Source organism: Parabacteroides sp. 20_3 (assembly GCF_964238835.1).
GTDB classification, from domain to species: Bacteria; Bacteroidota; Bacteroidia; order Bacteroidales; family Tannerellaceae; genus Parabacteroides; species Parabacteroides distasonis.
The window spans coordinates 666,311-687,122 of sequence record NZ_CAXSNO010000002.1 but is presented as its reverse complement, the minus strand read 5'-3'; the positions used below and the strand labels follow the sequence as shown (position 1 = coordinate 687,122).

The window sequence follows — 20,812 nt, the reverse complement described above, 5'->3', positions numbered from 1 at the left end:
AGGCGGGAACATGCTGTTTCCGCCTTTTTTATTATCTTTTTCGGCAAACGCAGTCCACCAGATGATCGTTGATAAATCCCGAAGCCTGTAGGTGGGCGTAACAAATTGTGGCTCCGAAGAATTTGAATCCTCGTTTCTTCATATCTTTGCTCATGGCTTCGGATTCGGGAGATGATACCGGAATCTCACTCAATGACTGAAAGGTGTTGATAATCGGTTTTTGGTTAGGAAAGAATGATAGGGTGTAATTATAAAAGCTACCGAACTCTTTCTGTATGGAGAGAAACTGCCTTGCGTTTGTGATTGTCGATTTAATTTTCTGACGGTTTTTCACAATTCCCTCAAACTGCATCAACCGTTCAACATCTTCATCGGTCATTTGCGCCACTCTTTCGATATCAAAATCACAAAATGCCTTGCGATATCCCTCACGCTTCCTAAGGATAGTTATCCAACTTAACCCGGCTTGAGAACTTTCCAGCACAAGAAACTCGAACAGTGTTTTATCGTCGGTCACCAACTTCCCCCACTCTTGATCATGGTATCTCATATACAACTCGTCAGTTCCGCACCAACCACAACGCCCGTTTATTATATCTTGCATAATTATGATATTTCTGTTTTCTTCGGATAGGGATAAAAAGACAATCCGTTATACATAAATCGATAAGTAGGGACATCAACGCCGAGCTTCTCCGCTTGACGAATTACATATCCTGTCAATGTTTCCAACTCTGTTTTTTTCCCGGCGAGAAAATCACTATGCATGGAAGTCGTGGAGCCGGCCGGCATCATCTTTTGCATCTCGATGGAAGTATAGACGATGTCATCGGGTAAACGGACTCCCATAGCCTCCGCTACGCTTTTTAATTCCGTACCCAAAGCGATAAACAGGTCGATATGTTGGGCTAGTACTTCATCAATGGGCTGGTTGAAGAAACTCGTAGCCGTAGCTGCCGTAGAGATCATGAAGAATTTCTTCCAGATGCGTAGGTCTATATCCGCTGGATTAAAAGCGTTTAACCGGGCATACATAAGTAATTTAAGCAACTCGGTTTGCTTATCTTTGTTTGCATCTTTGTTGCCGAAGAAAATGCGTTCTTTCAAGGAGAATTTCTCGACAACACCGGGCTCTGTCAAGCGGGAACCGATGTAAACACATCCTTTCCAGACCTCTTGTTCGGGTAGTATATTATGGATTCGTTCTTCGATATCCAATCCGTTTAGCAAGGGGATGATAACGGTCTCAGGTCCGATAACAGGCTTTAGCTGCTGGATGTTTTCTTCTAGATCGTAACTTTTTGTACAACAGAAAAGGTAGTCTACCGGCCCTATCTCGGCGGGATTATCGGTGGCTAGTGCCGGAGCCGTATGGATTGTCCGGATGCCTAGTTGCATTTGTAAACCGTTTTCACGGATAGCCTTTAGATTTTCTCCACGGGCGATAAAAAAGATATCTGCTTTTATTGTTCCTTGATAGCGGGCGGCGACCATACCTCCGTAATAACCACCCACCGCACCGATACCAGAAAACGCTATTCTTAATTTAGCCATACTATTATATTCCTTTTATTTGCAAATATGAGAAAAAAAAGGCTCTCATTTATATCAGTTTCAGTTCTTTTAGTAAATCCGGAATGGATTGTTCGAAGTTCACGCCAAAGCGATAATCCGTTTGCGCCTTGAATGTTCGAAGAATACTTTCTGTCGTGAAGCGAACGGCTATTTCCGCAGATCTCTCCAAGTTGAAATTATTTAACAAACCGGACAGTAAAGCACTTGCGAAAACATCTCCCGTACCATGATAATAACCGGGTATTTTCTCTGTTAAAACATACTCTGTCGCATTTCGTTCCATATCGAAAGTGGCGGCTCCCAGTTCTTTCTCGTCGAAATAGACACCGGTCAAGACAACTTGCTTAGGGCCTAGCTGACTTAGTTTATGTAAAATACCATCGATATAAGCTTTGGTATAGGGACCTGCTTGGTAGGGTTCGCCCAACAATAATGCGGCCTCCGTCAGGTTCGGTACGATAATGTCCGCTTTTTCACAAAGGGATCTCATTCCTTTGGCGAATTTAGGGGTGAATATCTTGTATAGTTCTCCGTTATCGCCCATGACAGGATCGACTAGAATCAGGTTATCTTCCCGCTTGAAAAGGGAGAAGAACTCTTTTACGATATCTAATTGCTCGAAAGATCCAAGAAAGCCGCTGTAGACGGCGTCGAAACGGATATCCAATTCTTTCCAATGCTTCATGAACGGACGCATATCTTCCGTCAAGTCTCTATAAGTATAGCCGAGAATACCTCCTGTGTGTGTAGAAAGTATGGCCGTAGGTAAGGCGCTTGTCTCTATTCCTGCCGCCGAGAGGATCGGGAGGGCAACTGTCAATGAACATTTGCCAAATCCCGATAGGTCATGAATGGCGGCTACTCTTTTTTGTTGTTCCTTATTCATCTTGAATCGATTAAAATGTGATAGGAAAACAAGAGCGGATCGGGAAAGGTTTATTTTACTTTCCTAGAAATAGTTCCATGTCTTCGTCCACGCTACCTATTCCGGCGATCCCGAAATTATCGACCAATACTTTGGCTACATTCGGCGACAAGAACGCTGGCAATGTCGGTCCTAAGTGAATGTTTTTTACGCCTAGGTAGAGTAGGGCGAGTAATACGATTACCGCTTTTTGCTCGTACCATGCGATATTGTATGCGATAGGTAATTCATTGACATCATCCAGCCCGAAGATCTCTTTTAACTTGAGGGCGATCATCACCAATGAGTAACTGTCATTACATTGTCCGGCATCTAATACCCGTGGAATACCTCTGATCTCCCCCAAAGGCAGTTTGTTGTAACGATATTTGGCACAACCGGCGGTTAATATGACGGTATCTTTCGGTAATTTCTCGGCGAATTCGGTATAGTAGCTACGGCTCTTCATTCTTCCGTCGCAACCTGCCATGACAAAGAATTTACGTATCGCTCCTGATTTTACGGCATCGATAACCTTGTCGGCTAATTGGAATACCTGCTCATGAGCGAATCCACCGATGATTTCCCCATGTTCGATTTCCGTTGGAGGGGCGCATTTCTTTGCGTGTTCGATTAACGCAGAGAAATCCTTAGAGCCTCCGGGCTTACGATCGGCGATATGTGGGAATCCTTCGAACCCGGTAGAGCCGGTCGTATAGACCCGATCGGCATAAGTGGCGGAAGAACGGGGAGGGACAAGGCAGTTGGTCGTAAACAGGATAACTCCGTTGAATGTCTCGAAATCAGATGTTTGTTTCCACCAGGCGCTACCGTAGTTTCCTACAAAATGCTTATACTTCTTGAAAGCCGGGTAATAATGTGCAGGAAGCATCTCGCTATGTGTATAGACATCTATGCCTGTACCTTCGGTTTGTTCCAGCAAGTCTTGAATGTCTCTCAAGTCGTGCCCACTGATAAGTATACCCGGGTTCTTTCCTACGCCGATATTCACTCTCGTAATTTCCGGGTTGCCATAGGTGGAAGTATTCGCTTTATCTAATAAGGCCATGGCTTTTACTCCGTATTCGCCGCAGGTGAGTACCCATCGGGTTAAATCGGCGACGGTCAGGTCCGATTGAGTCGTTGCGACCAAGGCGTCTTGGATAAAGGCATAGAGGCTGGTATCCTCGAAGCCTAGATTGTAAGCGTGTTCCACGTAGGCAGCCATACCTTTTATCCCATAAGTGAGTAATTCTCGTAGAGAGCGGATATCCTTGTTTTCTGTGGCGAGAATACCTACTTCTTTCGATTTGACCTCCATTTCCTCTACTTTGTCCGATTTCCAAGTCAGACAATCGCAGGTTAAGGATGGATGGATTCCCTGTCGATGTAGCTCGTCGAGAAGGTTCTCCCGTAGCTGATAGGCTTCTTTGATCTTTGAGACGAATCTGGATGAATCGAAATTGGCGTTTGTGATGGTCATGAAAAGTCCGTCGACGATGAACTTATTGGCCGTGGCTGATTCCACGCCTCGCTTGCGTAAAGTCGTTGTTAGTTTGGAGATTCCCTTCATTAAGTACATCAGTAAATCTTGTAATCCGGCCACTTCGGCGGTCTTACCACATACACCTTTTAATATACAGCCCTTTCCTTGGGCGGTTTCTTGACATTGATAACAGAACATAGCTTTTATTTTATAAGTTTATCGCGAATGTAGGGGATAGAAGATCGTTTAACCTGTAACAGTTGTTACACTCTTTGATTATTTTCTTTATCTTTATCCGCAAAAGGAAGTTTTATGAATCTGAGTTTGTGTCCTATTTGCGGAAAATTGTCTGAGGAAGAGCAAACCGCTCTTTTCAGTTCGTTGGATTATTCGACAAGGTCGTTTGAGAAAGGTGACTGGGTAGCTCGTCAGGGAGATGCCTTATCTTCGCTTTATCTATTGAGTAAAGGACGGGTAAAGACTGAGATGATCACCGAAAGCGGGACAATTTTGGAAGTGGAGACTTTATCGGCGCCTACTCCTTTGGCCTCCGCATTTTTGTTTGCGGAAAATAATCGCTTCCCGGTAGATGTTATCGCCTTGGAGGAATGCGAGATCATTTTAATACCTAAGAATGCGGTGATGCGTTTGCTGGCGACAAACGAGCATTTTCTTCAAAGCTATATGGCTTTTAACGCCAACCGGACACAATTTCTTTCTGAACGTCTTCAATTATTATCGATTAAGACCATTAAAGGTAAACTGGCTTACTATATACTTAAACGTATTCAAGGAGATCATTATAAGCAGGATCGTAATCAAACAGAGCTTTCGGAATATTTTGGAGTGGCCCGTCCTTCATTGGCCCGTAGTTTCTCGGAAATGATAGAGGAAGGGGCTATTTCCCGGGAAGGGAAAATAGTTGATATGAATAAGCTGAAAAGCTACGTGCTTTGAAAATCCATCTACGAATGTACTTGTTCTCGAAACAACTTCCTCTCTATATATGTTACTAGAGTAGATGATTTTTCATTCGACATGGTTATGATGATAAATGAATTAAATACAGGCTTGATTGAAGCTTTAAAAGAAAAACTTCCCCCTAAGACAAATTTGGCGAATCTGTTGATGGATACCCTTTATATTGGCAGAGAAGCCATTTATAGGCGCTTACGTGGCGAGGTTCCTTTCACCTTGGAAGAGGCAGCTCTTATCTCAAGGAAATTGGGTGTGTCATTGGATAAAATAGTAGGGGTTAGTTTTAGTGCCAATGCCGTGTTCGACTTGAATGTGGTAGATCACGATGATCCTTTTAATGCTTATTTTACGATCTTGTCTAGATATGTGAAGATCTTTAGGGCCTTTCAGGATGATCCTACTACGGCTTTGGGTACCTCTTCCAATACTATTCCTCAGACCCTTTATTTGAAGCATGACCTTTTGTCAAAGTTTCGTTTATTTAAGTGGATGTATCAGAATAAGCATATCCAATGCAATCATTTTGAGAATCTGAAGATACCGGAAAAACTGGTTGATACCCAAAGAGAATTTGTATCGTTGACACAGTATATCCATTCTACGGATTATATTTGGGATAATATGATCTTCCATCATTTGGTCAATGACATTAAATATTTCTCCGATATCCATCTTATTTCCTGTGAGGATATACAACGTATCAAAGAGGAGTTATTAGTGTTGGTGGATGAATTGGAAGAACTTGCCATGAGAGGAAAGACCGAGGCTGGCAATAGTGTACGAATTTATGTATCGCATATTAACTTTGAGGCTACGTATAGTTATCTGGAAACAAGTTCTTTGCAGTTAAGTATGATACGGGTTTACTCGATAAATTCTATTACGACACAGGATTCTGAGATGTTTAATAGCTTGAAAGACTGGATTCAATCTTTAAAAAAGTTCTCTACCATGATCTCCGAGAGTGGAGAGATGCAACGTATCCAGTTTTTCAATAGACAAAGGGAGATTATAAATACGCTTTAGGGTTTGAACCTGTTTCGATAAATGAAACAACCTAGATCTTCCGATTGCGCGATTCGAAATTTATAGGTGCTTTTTTAGTTTAATTTCGTTTTCTATCTTTTTCTGTCTGTGTTTGCTTTAATTAGAAAAGGAACAATTCTCATAGGCTTGCTTTATCGTACAAAACTATCGTTTACATGTTTTACATTTGCCAAATGTATCAAGGAATATTAATAGTTGGAAATAAGGTATAAGGCAATGAAAGATAGTATTGTAAATGAATTGATAACCGCAATGAAAGATAGGCTTCCTCCCGGACAAAATCTTGCTAATTTCTTGACGGATACTTTATGTATCGGGAGAGAGGCGGTGTACCGCAGGCTTCGGGGAGAGGTCGCTTTTACGATTGATGAGGTTGCGCAAATTTCCTATAAGTTGGGGATCTCCATAGATCAGATCATAGGAAATCACTTGCATAATAGAGTGACTTTCGATATGAACTTGCTCCGGTCTGCCAATGCGATAGAAAGTTATTATGAGATTATTGATCGTTACTTACGGATATTTGACTATGTGAAAGGAGATAAGAGTACGGAGGTTTGTACGGCATCGAATGTTTTGCCTTTTACGCTTTATTCCTCTTTTGAATATCTGTCTAAGTTCCGTCTTTGCCGCTGGTTATATCATCATGGACAGATAAAGACTCCAAATTCTCTATATGGGATGGTGGTGGAAGAACGAATTATAAATGTACATAAAAAATTAAGTTATAGCGTAAAGAATTGTCCGAAAACCAGTTTTATCTGGGATATGAATATTTTTGTTTCTTTCGTGAAAGAGGTCCAATACTTTGCTTGCCTGAATTTGATATCGAAAGAGGATGTTCTGTGCTTGAAAGAGGAACTTTATCAATTACTTACTCATATGGAGGCTTTATCTATCACAGGAGAGTTCAGTGAGGGCCATAAGGTGTTTTTCTACTTATCAAGCATTGATTTTGAGGCAACCTATACTTATATAGAGAAGCTGGATTTCCAAATTAGTATGCTACGAGTTTATTCAATCAATTCTATGGACTCCCAAAGTCCGCAGATTTGTAAAATGCAACGAGATTGGATTCAGGCATTGAAACGCCATTCTATCCTAATATCCGAAAGTGGAGAGGCACAACGTATCGATTTTATAAAAAGACAGAGATCGGTTATTGATATATTATAATTATAGATAAGACGAAATATAACGGACCTAATTTCTACATAAATGAATATTATAAGGGATGTTTATTGAGCCTTTAAGCGATCTTTCGTTTAAGGGCTTTTTCGTGGATTCTTATTAATGTGATTTGTTTCGATAATCGGAACTGTTTGATAATAGTCTTGCGTATAATAGAAAAATAGAGCCTTTTGATCTTGTTTTTCTGGAAACTGTAACGGCCTGAAAAATAATTGCATAATTAGATGTAAACTGTGATTCATATTGTCATTATTGGGTGCATATTTAGTTTATTGTGACTTTTTATATCGTGATATTTGCATTATAACATTAGAGCAATTTTTATGATAGTGGAAGAGTGTAAAATATATAAAGGTTTCGTGGCAGTCTTGTTATTGATGATCCTTTTCTCATGTACGGATGAGACAATAATTAGCGGTAATGTGGAAGGAGCCTATATTTCTATTAGGAATATAGATTCTCAAAATACGACTCATTCGGGTTGCGAAGAGGACTACGACGTGAATACGCTTCGTGTTTTGGCTTTCAATAAGACAACGGGAGCGTGCATATCTAATATTCACTATAGTAAGAATCAATGGATAGAAAATATCATCCGGCATCCAATCGTAGCTGGGAATTATGATTTCGTATTTTTGGCGAATGAACCGACGGATAACGTTATAGCCAATAAACTGAACACTCTTTCACGTTATGACGATTTGAATCTTATCGCTTATCCCGCAAGCTCTTTTTCTTCGGAGAAATCGATCCCAATGATGCAGGAAATAAATAACGTAGAGGTTTTACCAAAAGGTAAAGGGGCTAAATTGAGTGATGGGACAACGGTTTCTTTATTACAACTGGCCCTTAATCGTCTGGGAGTTCGAGTAGATGTTGTTTTGGAGGCGGCAGATAATCTCGATGATATTTTTAATGGAGTTATATTTAGTGGTATCCCTAATTTGATCCCATTGACCGCTCAATATAGTGGCTCTACTATTGAGAGGAATGTAACACGTAATTTTACATTGAGAGAAGATGGTGATTATTTCTCCTCTGTTACTCCAAATATTCCCGGAATGAATTGGGCTCGGAAGATCACTCGTATTATTTTGCCCTCTAATGAGTTGGAGAGAAAGAGCGATCCGGTAAATGCGGTGGTTTTTACGGTAGATATGGAGGATAGCTATAATCCCTCCTGTGAGTTGAAAATAAACTCAGAGCCGGTTGATTATAACTTACCTAAAAATACGAAGCTAGATCTTACCGGGATCATTAAACAACCCTTGGAGATGAATATACAGGCATCGGATTGGGATTCAATAGCAAATGATTGGAATATATCTGGTAATAGAGTGCTAAATGTGTCACATACGGAGGTCGATATTACCGATTTTAACGGGGCACGAATCTCTTTCTCGTCCAATATGCCGGTTGTGAGGATTTTTGATAAAGTAAAAGTGCTAAGTACAAACACTTATAAGGAAACGAATGAGGTGTTTAACGCTTTGTCGAGTCAAGAGTGGCAGCCGAACGCTGATGAGAGGATTTCGTATGATCCGAGTACTGGAGCGGGCTATATGGATATCTTACTTGATTTGCCAAACTATATTATAGGTAAGGAAACCTATGAGATTACATTGATGGCTGCGGAAGACTTCTCGGGGAAGAACGCTATTCGGAGAACGATAACCGTAAAGGTCAGTCAATATGGAAATCGTTATCCGTTTGATATTAATTCAACGAATCATCTATGGTCTAACCCTTATGTAGGGGCTTTCTATAAGGATGATGAAAGTGGAGAAAGGATAATTAGTGGGAACAAGTGGAGTTATTGGTATCAGTGGCGTGTGGAAGTTCCAACCGAATATCAGGATTTTATAGTGATAAGCTCGACACCTAGCTTTGATCCTAACGTTGGAACAGGTTCTCCGGGAGATCCGGAAGACTATCCGGTTATTCCTAATTCACAGAAAGGTGAGACAGGCAGTTTTGTACAAGGAAGAGGACGTGTTTACTTCCGGATAGGATTGAAGAGCAAGAATCCTAGAAAAGGAGTGCCTAGATATGGTGTCGTAAAGCTTTCTTATACGGAAAATGGGACGACTTACGAAACTGATTTATATGTCCGCCAAGGAGAGGCGCCTGATTATATAATGCGGAGGGGTACAAACGAGGGGCCGGATTTAGGTGTAAAATTTAGTGCGTACAATTTGACAGCTCGGTCATTCTTAAATGATGTTGATACAAAGGATGAATGGAGGCAGATAGATAAAAGCACTGATCAAGTTGATTTTGTTAAGTATCCGACTCAAGCCGGCGCTCATTTTCAATGGGGATTACCGGTAGCATATGCTTCTTTAGCACTTCGTGCGTATCACCCTACCAACGTGAATAATAAGAGTGCTACGTGGGAGTTATCGGAATGGCCGATAAGACGTATTGAGACTCCCACTTTTTGGGATGCTACGAGCGGGGATAAACTGAAAGATTATTACGAGATCTGTCCCCCGGGTTATCATCGTCCAAGCGACGGTCCCTTGGATAGGATTGTGTTGAATAGTTATACCTATAATGATGTATATAAATCCGAGATAAGAATGTCGTTATTCCGTAATCCAATGAAAGGGGATGGAAATTGGGTGACGGCTGAAAAACCGATTGATCCACAGAATAAACCGGAGAAATATATCCCTAAGATTCTGGAAGAGATCAAGTACGGATTCTATGCGGATGGTTTTTTCGACAGGCGTCCTATCGTGGAAAGAGATATGATCGATGGCATAGAAAGAGGTTCGGGGAAGGTCAGTAAGTATAAAGGAGTGTCTTTAGATACGACGGAAGCGGCTTATGGGGGTGTCTTGATATTTAATCCGGACAATAACGCCTCTATTTTCTTTCCGGCCGCAGGCCGAAGATGGCATACGGATGGTAGTTTGGAATATGCGAGTGAGACAGGGTATTATTGGTCTTCTTCAGCGGCTCCGGGGTGGACTGATACGTCAAGTGGAGAAGAGAAAGGTTCTGCTCACGGTAATATTTGGGGGATAGAGTATAATTATTTAGCGACAACTCCCAAGTCTTCGAGTCATCAATTTGGTTTTACAATTCGTTGCGTGAAAGAATGAGAATAATTAGTATGCATATGATCGGTTTTTGGGCTCTGTTATCCCTATTAATGCTATCTGGCTGTGAGCATGAATTTGCTTTATCTGAACAGGTAGGAAAGGAAGAAGTCTTTTCTGAAAAAGTACAGCTGGAGATTTTCGCCCGTGCTAATTCGTACCATCTCCCGTCAACAAAAGGACTTATGGATGAGGGTACGGTGGGTAAGAACCCATGGATGTTTGTTTTCAAAGGGGAAGGGCCTAACGCTACTTTTGTGGAAGCCGTGCAAGCCTTTGAATTAGCGGGAAAAAGATATGTGATATTGACTAAACAATCGAATGATAGTGAATATCAGTTATTGATATTGGCTAATTCACCCGATAGATTTTATTATGGGGATGCGGTTACGGAATATGGATTCGATGAAACTGGATTTTCTGCCCAATTGATGCAAGGTTTGACGACATTGGCTGATTTCTGTACGAATATGCTGACGGCTCCATTGGCGGTACCTTCGGTTTCTGTCATTCCTTATAGTGGTAACGGGCAAGTGATCCCGATGAGTTATTTACTGGAAGTAGATAAGATAGATCATACAACAAAGATCGAGAATACGGACGGAACGCCCTTGATGCTTACCCGGGCGATCGCTAAAATGGTAATTGTCAATAAGGCGACGAACTTTGAGCTAAAGGGAGTTGTGGCGGTTATGAATGTACCTAGGCAAGGACCGTTACATACGCTGGATGGTCTCATTAGGGATAATACCTCTAATTTGACTGAATACAGGAATGATGCTGCTTATTCATCCTTATTGGTTCAGGCAGATTTCATAGATGGGGGGGAGAGTACTGAGAATGATCCAGTCTATTTATATGAGTCTGATATGCGGAATAATACACACTTGATTATTCAAGGTGCGTATGGGGGACGGGATTATTTCTATAAAATGGCGATCGTCAATAAGGATGTCCAGTTAATGGATTTACAACGTAATCATTCTTATCAATTCACTATTGTTACGGCAAAAGGTCCCGGCTATGATACGGTAGAAGATGCAAAAGCCTCTAAACCTTCCAACACAGCTCTGGATTATGAGATCTCAGTTGATAATAGAGACTCATACGAAGTTGTAGCGAACAACGATTTCTTTCTGGGAGTCAGTAATTCGGTATTTATCGCCTATACGAGTGAGGGTGCCAATTTTGAGGTTTTTAAATTGATTACGGATTGCCGGACTCGTTTTCCGAATGCCTGCCGGATTAGTGATAATGGAAACGAGGTCGGCATTGGGGTACCCTTGCTGGTAAACCCATCTAATGGAGCGAGAATACCGATCGTGGATGATACGACATCAGATCCGAATATCACGGCTGTGGAAGCTCAAATATCGAATGGCTTGTTAGATCATGCGTATATCACGCTGAAATTGGGGACTCTCGAAAAGACGGTGCGTATTAGGCAAAGATATGCTATACCGGCGGCTGGAGTGACAATTAAATATATGCCGGCTGCGGATAGCAGCGATAGTTTCGATATGAACTACTATTGTCTTTCCGCATATGTGGAAGATGGGGCGGATGATCCTAAGAGCTGGATAAAGCTGCGTCCTTCCGTCGGCGCTGTACGGGAGGACACGGATAAGATCACGGTTGATGATGGGACAATTTATATTGAAGTCTTGGGGAATACAATGTCCAAACAGAGAAGTGGCATTATATACCTGACTACTATAAAAGATCCCGGTGTATCCTCGAATACTAATTCTGTACAACGTATAAAGTTAAATATTAGTCAATTATCCCAAACGGTCGTGACGGATTAAAAGATGACTAAGAGATAAAAAGTGATAAGTGTTTAGTTAGAAACAGTTTAATTGTTGTAAAATGAAAAAGAAAAGACTTTTTATGTTTGCGCTTGCGACGCTAGTGTTTGCTGCGTGTAGTGATGACCATGCTATTTCGGATGGGAATAGCGATGTAGTAACCGATCCTTCGGGCGATGCGTGGGTGGCTTTGAATATTAAGACTCCCGCCGCCGTTACCCGTGGATTGAATACCCCTAATCAAGAGAATGCGATAACAGGCGAATATGAGATTGAGGATGTTAAAGCGATTTTCTTCGATGGCGATCAAGATGCGAGTCTAGTTACAAAAGTGATAGACCTAAGTACCGGCTCCGGTGATTTGACATCTTCCGGCGCAAGCAGTAGCAGTAAGGCTTTTCAGATTCCGGCTACTTCTAAGACAATACTGATTATCGCGAATCCGGGTGCCGGTTTCTCCAGCGTCGGGGAAGGCTCTAGTTTCGTGGATGTGAACAAGGCGGTGAAGGATGAGTTGATAACAACGAGTGTTGCGAAAACAGGAACATTTTTGATGACAAACTCAAAAGGTCATCTGGAACCTTCGGATAACTCGGGAAATACGATAAACTTAACTCTTTATAAGAGCCAAGATGTCGCGGTAAAGAATCCGCTAGCGATTTATATAGATCGTGTTGTCGCTAAAGTACGTGTATATACCAGCGATGGCGCTATGGATAATAGCACGGCATCGATCTATAGCCCGAAATGGATTCTGAACGTTACTAATAAATGGTATTATCCTGTATCGAGGAGGATTAAGACTTGGAATGAAGATCCTGCCAATACTCCGGATGCTCGCGGTACTTGTGTCACTCCATTCGATAGGTATGAGATCGGTTCATACCGGGTAGACCCGAATTACAACAATACGAATATCGGTGAGTGGAACGAGGCGAATCAAGTGGCGTATACGAATAATTACAATTTTGTGTCTGCTTCGACGAACGCATCTGCCATATCTTGGAATGAGATAAGTTCAGCATCTAATCCCGTTACTGAATATTGTCTGGAGAATACACAAGAAAAAGAGTATAACAACCATGCTTATACGACCCAAGTCCTTTTACAAGCGAACTTTGCGCCGAAGAAACTGAAAAAATTAGATGGCGGTACGGTTGATGTGGGAGAGGGTGAGTCTTGGATGATCGTAAATGGCGTAAGCTATACATATGATACCTTGATGGACTGGATAGAAAATGAGTTGACAAAGAAATATAAGGATGGGAACCCTGACGGTTATCCAACCTCTATATCAACAGCCTTCAACCGGTATGTAAAATACGTGGATTCCTCCAAGGAGGTTACTATTCCAACCGGAGATGAATTTAAGCAATCCGGTCAAAGCGCAGAAACGCAGGCTGCGGCACTTAAACAGAAATTTGTAGACGCAAGGCTTGCCGTAGAGAATAAAGGGGCGGGTAGTTATGGTACGGTCTTTTATTATGATGGTGGTGTAAGTTATTACAAGATCATGATTAAACATGATGACTCGGATAAGGCGATGAATGAGTTTGGAGAGTTTGGGGTTGTGCGTAATTCCGTTTATGATATTAATATCAAGGGATTTAATAATCCGGGTTATCCTACTATTCCGGATCCGGACCCAGATACGCCAGATGAGAATGATGAGACATGGTTGTCTATCCAGATTAACGTGAACCCGTGGACTTGGTATAGCCAAGAGGAGATCTTATGATTTTAGGTTATTAGTTAGGTATCGCAGGTTAGAAAAGGGGAGTTTCCAAACAGTGTTTTTTCCTTCTGGGAACTCCCTTTAATTAGAGTAAGGATTAATTAGAAAAATAGAAAAATATGAAACAGAACCGTCTTATACGTTATACAATTTGGGGAATCCTTATTATCTGTCCGTGGATATTGACCTCTTGCGATATGTTTCATGAGGATCTTCCCGAATGTCGTTTATTTGTCAAGTTTAAGTACGACTATAATATGCTTTTCACGGATGCGTTCCATACGCAGGTGGATAAAGTGGAGCTTTATGTATTTGACAAAGACGGAAAGTTTCTGTTCAGTCAAGTAGAGGAAGGTGAAGCGTTGGCGACAGGCAATTACCAAATGGAGGTAAAGCTTCCGATAGGAGAATACCAATTTCTGGCTTGGGCCGGCGCACGTGACTCCTACGATATTTATACGCCTAGGGGAGAGAATACGATTACTGATATGAGGTTAAGGCTGAAACGTGAGGAGTCTCTTATCATCAGTAAAGAACTGGAGCCTCTTTGGTATGGTTATATCAGTGACGTTGATTTTACAGGGACCAGCCATCAGACTGAGACGATTGATTTGATAAAAGATACGAATAAGATACGGTTTGTTTTTCAAGGTTATTCCGATAGTTATATCCGGGCTACCTCCGGAGATAATTGGAATGTGAACATGAATGATTATGAATATGAGATCATCGAGTCGAATGGCCATCTGGCCTATGACAACTCGTTATTGGAGGATGATGTGTTAAGTTTCCGACCTTATTATATGGAACAAAAGTCATCATCGGCGGCAGCTGTCGAGTTGAACACGATGCGGTTGATGGAAGATCGGCCGACACGTTTTGTCGTAACGGAGAAGTCTACTGGCAAAAAGGTATTCAATATTAATTTGACAGATTTTTTAGCCTTGACTAGTATGGAGGGAAATAATATGGATGTACAAGAATATCTGGATCGCCAAGATAGATATAAGATTATCTTTTTCTTTGCTGATAATACATGGAATGCCGTACAGGTAAATATAAATGGCTGGACATGGTATCTCCAGTCCGAGGGGATATGAAGGGGCTTTACACGATAAAGGTTAAGGAACTAGCTAACTTCGCCCGGATTCTACTTAAGGATTGAGCCGTGACACCTAGATAAGAAGCTATATATTTTAGGGGGACGGATTGGATGATTTCGGGCTGCTTGTCCAATAGAATGGCGTAACGTTCAATGGCGGTTCGTTTGTAAGAACTTAACCATGAAGTCTCGATCTCAAGCATAAAATTCTCTAGAATCCTTCTTCCGATATTTGCTAATTGCACGGAGGATTGAAATAGGATTTCTAGTTTCTGTTTGGATAGGCAATACGCCTCGCTTTCCGTAACGGCTTCTATGGTATAAAGAGAAGGAGAGCCGGAAGTATATCCCCATACCGGGAGTGCGATCTCGCTCTCCACGGCGAACCAAAAGGTATCTTCCGTCCCATCATTAAATGTATAAGCCCGCCAGATTCCCTTGGATAAGATATACATATTCGTGTTTATCTCACCTTCATGTACGATTATATCTTTGGGGACAAACGACATCATCTCTGCGCTTTCCAGCAATAACTGCATGGCCTGCTCAGAGATTGAAAACCGTTCCATCACTTTCTGGCGAACTTCCTCTTTCATGCTCTTCTACGTTTCAATAGATAGTATACCACTATGATTACAAAAGTAATTAATTCCGACAAAGGTATGGCCAGCCAAATACCTTTAATTCCGCAGACAACAGGTAGGTACATGAAACTTAGGGTGATAATCACGATTCCTCGTAGAATAGTGAATAGCGTAGCGGGTTTGAAACGTTCTATGCTCTGGTAGTACCCGATACAAACGATATTGAGAGCGAAAAAGACATATCCCAAAGAAAAATAGGGAATGCCGGAGACCGCTATCTCGTAAGCGTTGCCATGATTACCGAGAAATAAGGAGGAGACTTCCGGGCAGAATAAAATAGTACCCACGCAGGCGAGTCCTCCGCACACGACAGCGCATAGCAGGGCTAACTTAAACGCCTGCCGTACTCTTTTCCACTGCTGTATGCCATAGTTGTAGCTTATGATCGGCTGGGTAGACTGGGCGATCGCATTGTTCACCATGAATACGATAGGAAAGCAATAACAGGCTACACTATAGGCGGCAACCCCGTCTTCCCCAAGGTATCTCATGAATATATAATTACCCACCAGCATCATACAAGCGATAGCTGCCTCAGTTAAGAACGCGGAAGAACCAAGCTTTACCATGTATCCGATATTGCGGATTGTCAATAAGATACTTTTAAGCGAGAATTTAGGGCGGTAAAGATGTAATACTTTAGAAAAACCTACGATATAAACCACGATCATAATACTTCCTACGATTACGGAAATAGCGGAAGCTAAAGCGGCTCCCATTAATCCCCAATGCAATGGGAAAACGAAAATATAGTCTAATGTTAGGTTTATCAGGGCCGGGATAGCGCTGCATAACATGGCGTATGTAGGTGATCCGTCTAACCGGATAATGAATAACCCGATATTCAATAACATGTAAAAGGCAAGGAACGGGGCGATCCAGTTCATATATTCCAATACGGAGGGCAATAATTGTTCGGAACTACCCAATAAAAGAGCGACCTCAGCACGGAATGTCATCACTAACAAGGAAAGCGATAACATAATACATAATGAGACCGAAAGCGCTTGCGTGATATTAATATTCGCTACCTTGACTTTCTGGTGTGAAAGGTGGATCGAGGCGACGATAGATGCGCCTACTCCGAACATAAGCCCGATTCCGGTTGCTAACATGAAAAAAGGAGCCACGATATTTACCGCAGCCAAGGCGTCACTTCCTACGCCTCTTCCTACGAATATTCCATCGGCGATATTAATAGTGGCGGAAAGGATCATACCTAATAAGGTAGGGATAAACATCATACGGAACAACTTCGGAATGTTCATTGTTCCAAAATCAATACTGTCTTGCATCATCAGTTTCTTTTCTTTTTATTTTTGCGGCACAAAAGTAGGCTTCTCCATTTAGAAAAAAGTTACCATTAGGGTAAAAAACGGAGTATTTATCAAGTTTGAATTCGATAGCTTATATTTCCTTTGTACATTTGTCCATAATTAAATATTATAGTGACATAATGAAAGACGCATTTATAAAACTGCATATATCTATTATTTTGGCAGGTGCGACGGGCATATTTGGAAAATTGATTAGCTTGAATGAAGCCCTATTGGTCTGGTATCGTATGATGCTTGCGTCTTTGTTGTTTTTACTCGTTTTATCCGTCGGCAAAAGATTGAATCGAATTTCTTTCGGGGATGCCTTGAGAATAGGGGGAGTAGGGTTATTGCTGGGATTGCATTGGGTTTTCTTTTATGGAAGTATAAAGGCTTCGAATGTGTCTATTGGAGTGGTTTGTTTTTCTCTGGTAGGTTTCTTTACGGCTTTTCTAGAACCATTGATTAATTGTCATAGAGTGTCTTTCAAGGAGGTTGTTTTTAGTTTGTTGACTTTATTCGGGGTGGTGCTGATTTTCCATTTTGATACTCGCTATCGTTTAGGAATAGGTTTGGGTATTATATCATCCGCTTTAGCGGCTTTGTTCACGATCACGAATAAGAAGATCGGAAATAATTATTCAACAAGTACCATGCTCTTGTATGAAATGGTAGGTGGCTTTATCGGGCTTTCCTGTATTTTACCGTTCTATTTGCGATATTTTCCTGTATCGACGATTGTTCCCGGGCTATTAGATTTTACTTATTTATTGCTTTTAGCTTCTGTTTGTACGATTGGTTTGTATTTACTTCAGATACAAGTCCTGAAAAAGATCTCTGCGTTCACGGTAAACTTGAGTTATAATCTGGAACCTATTTATAGCATTATCTTGGCTATGCTTCTTTTTAGTGAGGCTAAAGAGTTGAACGCCGCTTTTTATATAGGGCTAGGGGTAATAATATTGTCTGTCATCTTACAAACACTAAGTGTTATTCGATCAAACAAGAAGATTTAGTGTAGGTAACAAAAAATTTAAAAAGTCCCACAAATCGTTGGATTTATGGGACTTAACTGTTTATTGTCTGGTTAGTTCTGCGGAGAGAGAGGCTCTCGAACTTATACTTTCACAGAATATCATAAAACTGCAAATGACTGATAATCAAGTGTAAATTACAATATAGAGTAAAAGTAAATGTTTCTAAATGTCTTTTGCTATCTCAATAATTGGGTGTATATTTGGGTGTAGAATTTCAAACGCACCCAATTATGAATATCAAGCGCAACATCATTTTTGCATTGGAGAGCCGGAAAAAGAACGGTGTGCCAATCGTAGAGAACGTACCCATCCGTATGCGTGTCATCTTTGCCAGCCAACGCATCGAGTTTACAACGGGTTACCGCATCGATGTAGCCAAATGGGATTCCGACAAGCAGCGAGTAAAGAACGGGTGTACCAACAAATTAAAGCAAAGTGCATCTGAAATCAATGCCGATCTGCTGAAATACTATGCCGAAATTCAAAATGTGTTCAAGGAGTTTGAGGTACAGGAAACCATGCCAACTACCCAACAACTAAAGGATGCATTCAACCTGCGGATGAAGAATGCCAACGAAGAACAGCAGGAAGAAGCACAGATAAGTTTTTGGGAGGTGTTCGATGAATTTGTAAAAGAATGCGGCAATCAGAATAACTGGACTGAATCCACATACGAAAAGTTTGCAGCCGTTAAAAATCACCTCAAGGAGTTCAAGGAAGATGTGACCTTTGAATATTTCGATGAGTTCGGATTGAACGAGTATATCAATTTCCTGCGTGACAAGAAAGACATGAGAAACAGTACCATCGGTAAACAAATGGGATTCCTCAAATGGTTCCTGCGATGGAGCTTCAAGAAAGACTATCACCAGAATATAGCATACGATACGTTCAAACCGAAATTGAAAACCACCCCCAAGAAGGTAATCTTCCTGACATGGGAAGAGTTGAACAGACTAAAAGACTATCAGATACCCAAAGACAAACAGTATCTGGAACGTGTCCGGGATGTTTTCCTGTTCTGTTGCTTTACCAGTCTGCGTTATTCAGATGTTCGTAACCTAAAGAGAAGTGATGTCAAGTCCGACCATATAGAAGTCACCACCGTTAAAACGGCAGATAGTCTGAGTATTGAACTGAACAAGTACAGTAAAGCCATACTTGAAAAATACAAGGACATCCATTTTGAAAACCACATGGCATTGCCTGTTATCAGCAATCAGAAAATGAATGATTATCTGAAAGAACTGGGAGAACTGGCAGAAATTAACGAACCTATACGTGAAACCTACTACAAAGGAAATGAACGTATAGATGAAGTTACACCGAAATACGCATTACTCAGCACACATGCAGGAAGAAGGACATTCATCTGTAATGCACTGGCTCTCGGTATTCCTGCACAGGTTGTAATGAAATGGACAGGGCACAGTGATTATAAAGCCATGAAGCCTTACATTGACATAGCAGACGATATTAAGGCCAATGCAATGAACAAGTTTAACCAACTCTAAAAGTATCAGTCAGTTTCACAGATTATCCATTATTAGAGTTATCTTTGTTAAGTAATAGTTAGTGATATGGAAAATAACAACGAACATAATATAAAGAAAGGTCATTTTGATGCCTTTGTCCATGCTGTCGGTTCGGAAATAGAACAGGCACAAGTCCGACTCATTACCGCAGCCAATGCCCAGATGTTGTTCCATTACTGGAAAATGGGGAATTATATACTGTACCACCAACACCTACATGGGTGGGGTGGTAAAATTATCAAAAAATTGGCACAGGCAATCAGATTCAATTATCCTGAAAAGAAGGGATATTCGGAGCGTAATCTTACTTATATGTGCCAGTTTGCCCGTTTATATCCGTTAAATGTACTTCGTAGTTTTATTGAAGCAGATTCAATACTGTCGGTCCCAAATATTCAAAACATTACTAATGAAGTCCTTAAGCTCAATAGCGGACAATTTACGCAGGAGCTTACTGCGCAAATACAATCTACAGATAATCAATCTTTAGAAATTACGCAGGAAGTTCCTGCGCAATTTCTAAATGTGGCAAAAACAGTATCTGCCATTTATCAAATAAAGATTGAGGAAATAGAAAATTTATTCTTGGCATCACCGATTGCAAGGATAAATTGGGCAAGCCATATGGTCATACTCAATAATCCGCTTCCATTGGGTGTAAGATACTGGTACATGAAACAATCTGTAGAAATCGGTTGGAGCAGTAATGTGTTGAAAATGCAGATTGAAAGCAATCTGTATGACAGACAAATCAAGAGTAACAAGATAAACAATTTCACAGCCACACTTCCGGTACCTCAAAGCGATCTTGCCAATTATCTGTTAAAAGACCCGTATATCTTTGATTTGGCAGGAGCAAAGGAAAAGGCTGACGAAAGGAACATAGAAGAACAGCTAGTAAAGCATGTAACCCGTTACTTACTGGAAATGGGCAACGGCTTTGCTTTTGTTGCCAGACAGAAACATTTCCAGATTGGGGACAGTGACTTTTTCGCCGACCTGATTCTATATAATATCAAGCTCCATGCCTATGTTGTCGTAGAATTAAAAGCAACGCCATTCAAACCGGAATATGCCGGACAGTTAAATTTCTACATCAATGTCGTGGATGACAAGTTGAGGGGAGAGAATGACAACAAGACAATCGGTCTTTTGCTGTGTAGAGGTAAAGATGAAGTCGTGGCACAATATGCCTTGGCTGGATATGACCAGCCGATAGGTATCAGCGACTATCAGTTGAGCAAGGCAGTACCCGAAAATCTGAAATCTGCCCTACCGAGTATAGAAGAAATGGAAGAAGAACTGACCTTATTCCTTGACAAGGACAAGAACCCTTAATATTAAATA

The 20,812-nt window shown here is 41.1% G+C and carries 16 protein-coding genes; 10 read left to right on the top strand and 6 right to left on the bottom strand.

The window, feature by feature from the left end; genetic code table 11:
• Positions 1-31: 31 nt before the first annotated feature.
• Genes ACESPU_RS06620 through hcp form a run of 4 tightly spaced genes read right to left on the bottom strand, consistent with a single transcriptional unit; the run spans position 32 to position 4,163 of the window.
• Entirely contained in the window at positions 32-604 is a 573-nt protein-coding gene (locus tag ACESPU_RS06620; protein ID WP_036610691.1) for a DNA-3-methyladenine glycosylase I, read from the bottom strand.
• A gap of 2 nt (positions 605-606) precedes the next feature.
• Positions 607-1,554 carry a ketopantoate reductase family protein gene (locus ACESPU_RS06615; protein WP_158532876.1) on the bottom strand — a complete coding sequence of 316 codons (948 nt, stop codon included), beginning with the start codon at positions 1,552-1,554 and terminating at the stop codon, positions 607-609.
• A gap of 49 nt (positions 1,555-1,603) precedes the next feature.
• The gene (locus tag ACESPU_RS06610) at positions 1,604-2,461 is read right to left on the bottom strand and encodes a pyridoxamine kinase (RefSeq protein WP_005866243.1); all 858 of its coding nucleotides are present in this window, start codon (positions 2,459-2,461) and stop codon (positions 1,604-1,606) included.
• Positions 2,462-2,516: 55 nt separating this feature from the next.
• Positions 2,517-4,163 (bottom strand): hydroxylamine reductase, encoded by a 1,647-nt coding sequence (gene hcp / locus ACESPU_RS06605; RefSeq protein WP_122144143.1) that lies wholly within the window; start codon positions 4,161-4,163, stop codon positions 2,517-2,519.
• Between the two features lie 114 nt (positions 4,164-4,277).
• On the opposite strand from hcp, the gene ACESPU_RS06600 reads away from it, so the two are divergent.
• The 7 genes from ACESPU_RS06600 (at position 4,278) to ACESPU_RS06570 (ending at position 14,931) form a co-directional block, all read left to right on the top strand.
• A complete protein-coding gene (locus tag ACESPU_RS06600) occupies positions 4,278-4,922 on the top strand; it encodes a Crp/Fnr family transcriptional regulator (protein ID WP_122297378.1) in 645 nt (214 codons plus the stop codon).
• Positions 4,923-5,009: 87 nt separating this feature from the next.
• Positions 5,010-5,969, top strand: a complete 960-nt coding sequence (locus tag ACESPU_RS06595) for a hypothetical protein (protein ID WP_034532310.1) — start codon at positions 5,010-5,012, stop codon at positions 5,967-5,969.
• Positions 5,970-6,206: 237 nt separating this feature from the next.
• Positions 6,207-7,166 (top strand): hypothetical protein, encoded by a 960-nt coding sequence (locus tag ACESPU_RS06590; RefSeq protein WP_008774203.1) that lies wholly within the window; start codon positions 6,207-6,209, stop codon positions 7,164-7,166.
• Positions 7,167-7,504: 338 nt separating this feature from the next.
• Positions 7,505-10,291: a hypothetical protein gene (locus ACESPU_RS06585; protein WP_122297380.1), complete on the top strand. Its 2,787-nt coding sequence runs from the start codon at positions 7,505-7,507 to the stop codon at positions 10,289-10,291.
• The gene (locus ACESPU_RS06580; protein ID WP_192922596.1) at positions 10,288-12,096 is read left to right on the top strand and encodes a DUF4906 domain-containing protein; all 1,809 of its coding nucleotides are present in this window, start codon (positions 10,288-10,290) and stop codon (positions 12,094-12,096) included. The genes ACESPU_RS06585 and ACESPU_RS06580 overlap by 4 nt, the downstream gene beginning before the upstream one ends.
• Positions 12,097-12,157: 61 nt before the next feature.
• Positions 12,158-13,834 (top strand): Mfa1 family fimbria major subunit, encoded by a 1,677-nt coding sequence (locus ACESPU_RS06575; protein ID WP_192922595.1) that lies wholly within the window; start codon positions 12,158-12,160, stop codon positions 13,832-13,834.
• A gap of 116 nt (positions 13,835-13,950) precedes the next feature.
• Positions 13,951-14,931 carry a FimB/Mfa2 family fimbrial subunit gene (locus ACESPU_RS06570; protein WP_048927773.1) on the top strand — a complete coding sequence of 327 codons (981 nt, stop codon included), beginning with the start codon at positions 13,951-13,953 and terminating at the stop codon, positions 14,929-14,931.
• Positions 14,932-14,938: 7 nt separating this feature from the next.
• On the opposite strand, the gene ACESPU_RS06565 is transcribed toward ACESPU_RS06570, so the two are convergent.
• Together ACESPU_RS06565 and ACESPU_RS06560 are read right to left on the bottom strand one after the other, a co-directional pair.
• Entirely contained in the window at positions 14,939-15,529 is a 591-nt protein-coding gene (locus ACESPU_RS06565) for a Crp/Fnr family transcriptional regulator (protein ID WP_048927774.1), read from the bottom strand.
• Positions 15,526-16,875, bottom strand: coding sequence for an MATE family efflux transporter (locus ACESPU_RS06560; protein WP_048927775.1), 1,350 nt, complete (start codon positions 16,873-16,875; stop codon positions 15,526-15,528). The genes ACESPU_RS06565 and ACESPU_RS06560 overlap by 4 nt, the downstream gene beginning before the upstream one ends.
• Before the next feature lie 158 nt (positions 16,876-17,033).
• On the opposite strand from ACESPU_RS06560, the gene ACESPU_RS06555 reads away from it, so the two are divergent.
• From ACESPU_RS06555 to ACESPU_RS06545, 3 genes are all read left to right on the top strand, one after another.
• The gene (locus ACESPU_RS06555) at positions 17,034-17,909 is read left to right on the top strand and encodes a DMT family transporter (protein WP_005858170.1); all 876 of its coding nucleotides are present in this window, start codon (positions 17,034-17,036) and stop codon (positions 17,907-17,909) included.
• A gap of 251 nt (positions 17,910-18,160) precedes the next feature.
• Positions 18,161-19,444 (top strand): site-specific integrase, encoded by a 1,284-nt coding sequence (locus tag ACESPU_RS06550; protein ID WP_138265817.1) that lies wholly within the window; start codon positions 18,161-18,163, stop codon positions 19,442-19,444.
• A gap of 66 nt (positions 19,445-19,510) precedes the next feature.
• Positions 19,511-20,803, top strand: a complete 1,293-nt coding sequence (locus ACESPU_RS06545) for a YhcG family protein (protein WP_138265818.1) — start codon at positions 19,511-19,513, stop codon at positions 20,801-20,803.
• The last annotated feature ends 9 nt before the right edge of the window (positions 20,804-20,812 follow it).

Coding starts and splice junctions, on each gene's coding strand:
- ACESPU_RS06590 (WP_008774203.1), top strand. CDS start 6,207: ATGAAAGATAGTATTGTAAATGAATTGATAACCGCAATGAAAGATAGG.
- ACESPU_RS06620 (WP_036610691.1), bottom strand. CDS start 604: ATGCAAGATATAATAAACGGGCGTTGTGGTTGGTGCGGAACTGACGAG.
- ACESPU_RS06585 (WP_122297380.1), top strand. CDS start 7,505: ATGATAGTGGAAGAGTGTAAAATATATAAAGGTTTCGTGGCAGTCTTG.
- ACESPU_RS06610 (WP_005866243.1), bottom strand. CDS start 2,461: ATGAATAAGGAACAACAAAAAAGAGTAGCCGCCATTCATGACCTATCG.
- ACESPU_RS06570 (WP_048927773.1), top strand. CDS start 13,951: ATGAAACAGAACCGTCTTATACGTTATACAATTTGGGGAATCCTTATT.
- ACESPU_RS06565 (WP_048927774.1), bottom strand. CDS start 15,529: ATGAAAGAGGAAGTTCGCCAGAAAGTGATGGAACGGTTTTCAATCTCT.
- ACESPU_RS06550 (WP_138265817.1), top strand. CDS start 18,161: ATGAATATCAAGCGCAACATCATTTTTGCATTGGAGAGCCGGAAAAAG.
- ACESPU_RS06575 (WP_192922595.1), top strand. CDS start 12,158: ATGAAAAAGAAAAGACTTTTTATGTTTGCGCTTGCGACGCTAGTGTTT.
- ACESPU_RS06615 (WP_158532876.1), bottom strand. CDS start 1,554: ATGGCTAAATTAAGAATAGCGTTTTCTGGTATCGGTGCGGTGGGTGGT.
- ACESPU_RS06555 (WP_005858170.1), top strand. CDS start 17,034: ATGAAAGACGCATTTATAAAACTGCATATATCTATTATTTTGGCAGGT.
- ACESPU_RS06600 (WP_122297378.1), top strand. CDS start 4,278: ATGAATCTGAGTTTGTGTCCTATTTGCGGAAAATTGTCTGAGGAAGAG.
- ACESPU_RS06560 (WP_048927775.1), bottom strand. CDS start 16,875: ATGATGCAAGACAGTATTGATTTTGGAACAATGAACATTCCGAAGTTG.
- ACESPU_RS06545 (WP_138265818.1), top strand. CDS start 19,511: ATGGAAAATAACAACGAACATAATATAAAGAAAGGTCATTTTGATGCC.
- ACESPU_RS06595 (WP_034532310.1), top strand. CDS start 5,010: ATGATGATAAATGAATTAAATACAGGCTTGATTGAAGCTTTAAAAGAA.
- hcp (WP_122144143.1), bottom strand. CDS start 4,163: ATGTTCTGTTATCAATGTCAAGAAACCGCCCAAGGAAAGGGCTGTATA.
- ACESPU_RS06580 (WP_192922596.1), top strand. CDS start 10,288: ATGAGAATAATTAGTATGCATATGATCGGTTTTTGGGCTCTGTTATCC.